Annotated in this window: 4 protein-coding genes; all 4 read left to right on the top strand. The window is 67.6% G+C overall.

What is annotated here, in order from left to right; genetic code table 11:
- Positions 1 to 390: nitroreductase family protein (locus tag E4L96_RS23460; RefSeq protein ID WP_167758571.1), on the top strand; the 390-nt coding region annotated here is incomplete at its 5' end.
- Positions 390 to 1,391: a thiopeptide-type bacteriocin biosynthesis protein gene (locus tag E4L96_RS01710; RefSeq protein WP_135205517.1), complete on the top strand. Its 1,002-nt coding sequence runs from the start codon at positions 390 to 392 to the stop codon at positions 1,389 to 1,391. The genes E4L96_RS23460 and E4L96_RS01710, both read left to right, overlap by 1 nt.
- Positions 1,388 to 2,551, top strand: coding sequence for an ABC transporter permease (locus E4L96_RS01705; RefSeq protein WP_135205516.1), 1,164 nt, complete (start codon positions 1,388 to 1,390; stop codon positions 2,549 to 2,551). The genes E4L96_RS01710 and E4L96_RS01705 overlap by 4 nt, the downstream gene beginning before the upstream one ends.
- Positions 2,548 to 3,723 (top strand): ABC transporter permease, encoded by a 1,176-nt coding sequence (locus tag E4L96_RS01700; RefSeq protein WP_135205515.1) that lies wholly within the window; start codon positions 2,548 to 2,550, stop codon positions 3,721 to 3,723. The genes E4L96_RS01705 and E4L96_RS01700 overlap by 4 nt, the downstream gene beginning before the upstream one ends.
- Positions 3,724 to 3,863: the final 140 nt, after the last annotated feature.

Below are 3,863 nucleotides of genomic sequence, written 5' to 3'. Positions count from 1 at the left end.
GCGTGGCTGGCCGGGGAGGGCGCTGGCCTGTACCAGGGCGAATGCCGTACCGACATCGCGGACCAGCCCGCGCGCCTGCGCCGCATGCTGCCCTACCGCGGCATGCGCATCAACCTGCCTTCGCTGACCGCGGTGCTGATGATCCAGGCCGACCCGGTGGACGCCATCGAGCGCCACGGCGGCGCCGCGCTGCGTGACGTGCACCTGGCCGCCGGCGCCGTGGCGCAGGACTTCTGCCTCGCCGCCGCCAGCCACGGCATGTTCGCGCGCCCCGTGCGCATGATGCGCGAGGCCGACCTCGAATCGAACCTGCCGCTGCAAGGGCAGGTGGTGTACCAGGTGCTGTGCGGATTCGCGCGCCGCTCCAACTTGACGATGGGCTTACTCTGATGACTGCGTCCCATACTCCCTGGCTCTCGCTGCACGTGTTCCTGTCCGACGTGCCGCAGACGGAGCGCTTCCTGGACGAGCAGATCGCGCCGCTGGTCAAGCGCTGGCGCGGCGAGGGCACGCTGGCGCGCTGGTTCTTCATCCGTTACTGGGAGGGCGGCCCGCACGTGCGCGTGCGCCTGTCGGGCCTCGTCGCGTCGCAGGCCGAGGAGGTCCGCAACCTGCTGGGCGAGCGCGCCCAAGGCTACCTGGTGGCCGACCCGGTCAGCCGCGAGGTCTACTACCGCGCCCACCAGTTCGACGGCCACCCGGTCGACCACAGGCAGCTGGCATGGTACGAGCAAGGCAGCGTGGAGCCGATCGAATACGAGCCCGAAATCCAGCGCTACGGCGGCCACGCCGCCCTGGCCGCGAGCGAAAAGCTGTTCTGCGAGTCGAGCGACATCGCCATCACCCTGGTGCGCCAAACCATGGGCGATATGCCGCGCCGCCTGTCCCTGTCCTTTGGATTGATGGCCGCCACCATCCTCGCCACCCGCGTGTCGGTAGAAGCGATGGCGGGCTTCTTTCGCAACTACGCCGCGTTCTGGGCCAATCATTCGACCCTGAATGCGACCCTGGCCGGACGTCTCAAGCAGGACCACCCGGTGCCGCCGCAGCAAATCGAGACTTTGCAGCGGCTGGTGCGCCAGTCCAACCGCGCCGAGCGCACGCAGGACCTGCATCACGCATGGATGAACGGCGTGACGGCGCTGGTGGACGAACTGGCCGCCTTGCGCGCCAAGGGCGAGCTGATTTCACCCTTCACCGGCAAGCCGGTGCTGGACGACACGGCCTACGGCTTCGCCGTCCAGAACATCCTGAGCTCGCACATCCACATGCTCAACAACCGCCTGGGCATCGTGCCCACCGCCGAGATGGTACTGGCCGCCGCCCTGCACCGCGCGGCCATGGCGGCGAGCCGCGTCCCGAACCACGCCACTGGAGCCTACGCAGCATGAAAGAACTGAACCTGATCCTGGAGCACTTGCGCTTCTACCGCACCCGCTCCGTGCTGATGCTGGTCACGATCGTCCTCGCTTTCGCGACCTTCGGCATCCTCGGCGCGCTGCGCTATTCCCTCAACAGCGGCGACGCATCCGTCACCGACCGGCGCATGATCGTGGCGCACGAGGCAGGGTTGATGCAAACGCTCCCGCTGTCTTATCTGGAGCGCTTGCGCAGGCTCGATGGCGTGCAGACGGTCAGCCACGCGACCTGGATCGGCATCTACTACCGCGAGGCGCGCGACATGATCATGAGCTTCGCGGTCGATCCCGAGACCTGGCTGAACACCCACCCGGACATGCTGGTGACGCCCGCCGCGCGCACCGCTTTCCTGCGCGAGCGCCGTGGGATGCTGGTGAGCGAAGCCCTCGCTGCCAAGTATGGCTGGAAGGTCGGCGATGCCGTGCCATTCTCCAGCATCATCTACCAGGCCCCGAGCGGTGACCCGGCATGGACCTTCATCATCACGGGCCTGTTCCGCACCAGCGATGACGGTGGCGGACGTAATTACGCGATCACCCATTACGACTACCTGAACGAGAACCGCTCCCTGTGGAAGGATAGCGTGGGTACCTTCGTGGTCACGCCCCGGCCCGACGTGCCGGTAGCCCAGATCTCGCAGCGCATCGACGCATTGTTTGCCACCGACATCGCACCGACGTCCACCACCACGGACCGCGCCTTCCACGCCGAGTTCTTCGCCCAGTTCGGGGACGTGGTTTCCATGATCCAGATCGTCATCGGCGTCACCTTCGCCTCGCTGGTGCTGGTGGTCAGCAGCGCCCTGGCCCTGTCCACGCGCCAGCGCAGCAAGGATATCGGCGTGCTGCGCGTGCTGGGCTACTCCAACGGCCGCGTGTACCGGCTGGTGGTCGGCCAGGCTGCGCTGCTGATGACCGGCGGCGCCGCGCTTGGGCTGCTGCTGGCCTTCGTCTTCAACTGGCGGGTGACAGCCGCGCTGCCGCAGTTCCTGCCGGACCTCGGCTTGCCCATTCCCGTGCTGCTGGCCGCCGCGTGCATCTCGCTGGTGCTGGCCTTCGTCACAGCCGCCATTCCCACCGCGATCGCCTTGCGTGTCAAGCCGGTCGAAGCTTTCGCCCTGGAGCAGGCATGAATACCCCAATCAAAACCAGCTTGTTGAAGCAGTTCCGCGGCTTGCTGCCCTACGCCGTCGGGAATATGTGGCTGGCGCGCTGGCCCAGCCTCACCATCATCGCCTGCGTGCTGCTGGTGATCGTGATCCTCAACGCCTTCCTGTCGATGGCGCGCGGCTTCTCGGCCACGGCGCGCAGCGCGGGGTCGGACTCGATCGCCATCGTACTGGGGCGAGGCAGCCAGTCGGAGGCCAACAGCTCGGTCTCGCCGGAACAGATCGCGCTGCTGGCCAGCGCGCGGGGCATCGCCGGCAAGCCGTCGGCAGAACTGACCATGACCGTCAGCGGCAAGGAGAAGGGCAAGCAGCAGAAGATCAATTCGATCCTGCGCGGCCTGCCGGAAGCCGGGCTGCAGCTGCGCGAGGGCTTCCGCATCGTCGAAGGACGCAGCTTCGCGCCCGGGAAGTACGAGCTGCTGGTGGGGCGCAAGCTGTCCGAGACCGTGGCCGGGGCGGAGGTCGGCCGCACCATCGTGCTGGCAGGGCGCACCTGGACGGTGGTCGGCAAGTACGCGCTCGATTCGGCGGTGTTCGAATCCGAGTACCTGGCGGATATCGGCGCGGTGCAGTCGGCGTACGGGCGCCAGAACCAGTACCAGTCGGTGCGCGTGCGGCTGGCGCAGGCGGGTGGGCTTCAGCCGCTGCAGGCTTTCATCGATGCCGACGCGCGGCTCGATCTCACCGCGCAGACGGAGCGCCAGCTGTACCGCGAGCAGGTGAAGGACACGAGCGCCATCATCATGTACCTGGGCTGGCCGCTGGCCGCGATTCTCTCCGTCGGCGCGCTGGCCGGAGTGCTCAACACGATGCTGATCGTGCTGGAAGGGCGCCAGCGCAGCCTGAACGTGCTGCGCATGCTGGGCTTTTCGCCGCGCGCGGTGCTGTTCTCGGTGCTGTTCGAGACGGTACTGCTGGCCTGGATCGGCGCGCTGCTTGGCACGGGCCTGGTTTACCTGGCCGCACAAGGACATGAAGCCACGCTGATGGGCGGCGGCTTCACCACCATCACCTACCACCTCGACATCGACGCCATGGCGCTGCTGCAGAGCCTTGCGCTGGCGGCTGCCATCGGCATCGCCGGCGGGCTGGTGCCGGGCTGGAAGATCACGCACGCAAAAGGGAGGAACGCATAATGGCAGCCGTACATTCACAAGCGGTGCAGGACCGCGCGGACAAGATCCGCAGCCTGGCGATCGGCCAGGCGGAGCGCGGACAGGGCGTGCCAGCGGGCCGTTCGCGGGTCCGCACGCTGGCCGGCGGCGCGCTGCTGGCC

Source organism: Zemynaea arenosa, from assembly GCF_004614185.1.
Taxonomy (GTDB): Bacteria; Pseudomonadota; Gammaproteobacteria; order Burkholderiales; family Burkholderiaceae_D; genus Telluria; species Telluria arenosa.
Note: the sequence above shows the minus strand (reverse complement) of the source record. Positions and strands in the feature narration are given on the sequence as shown.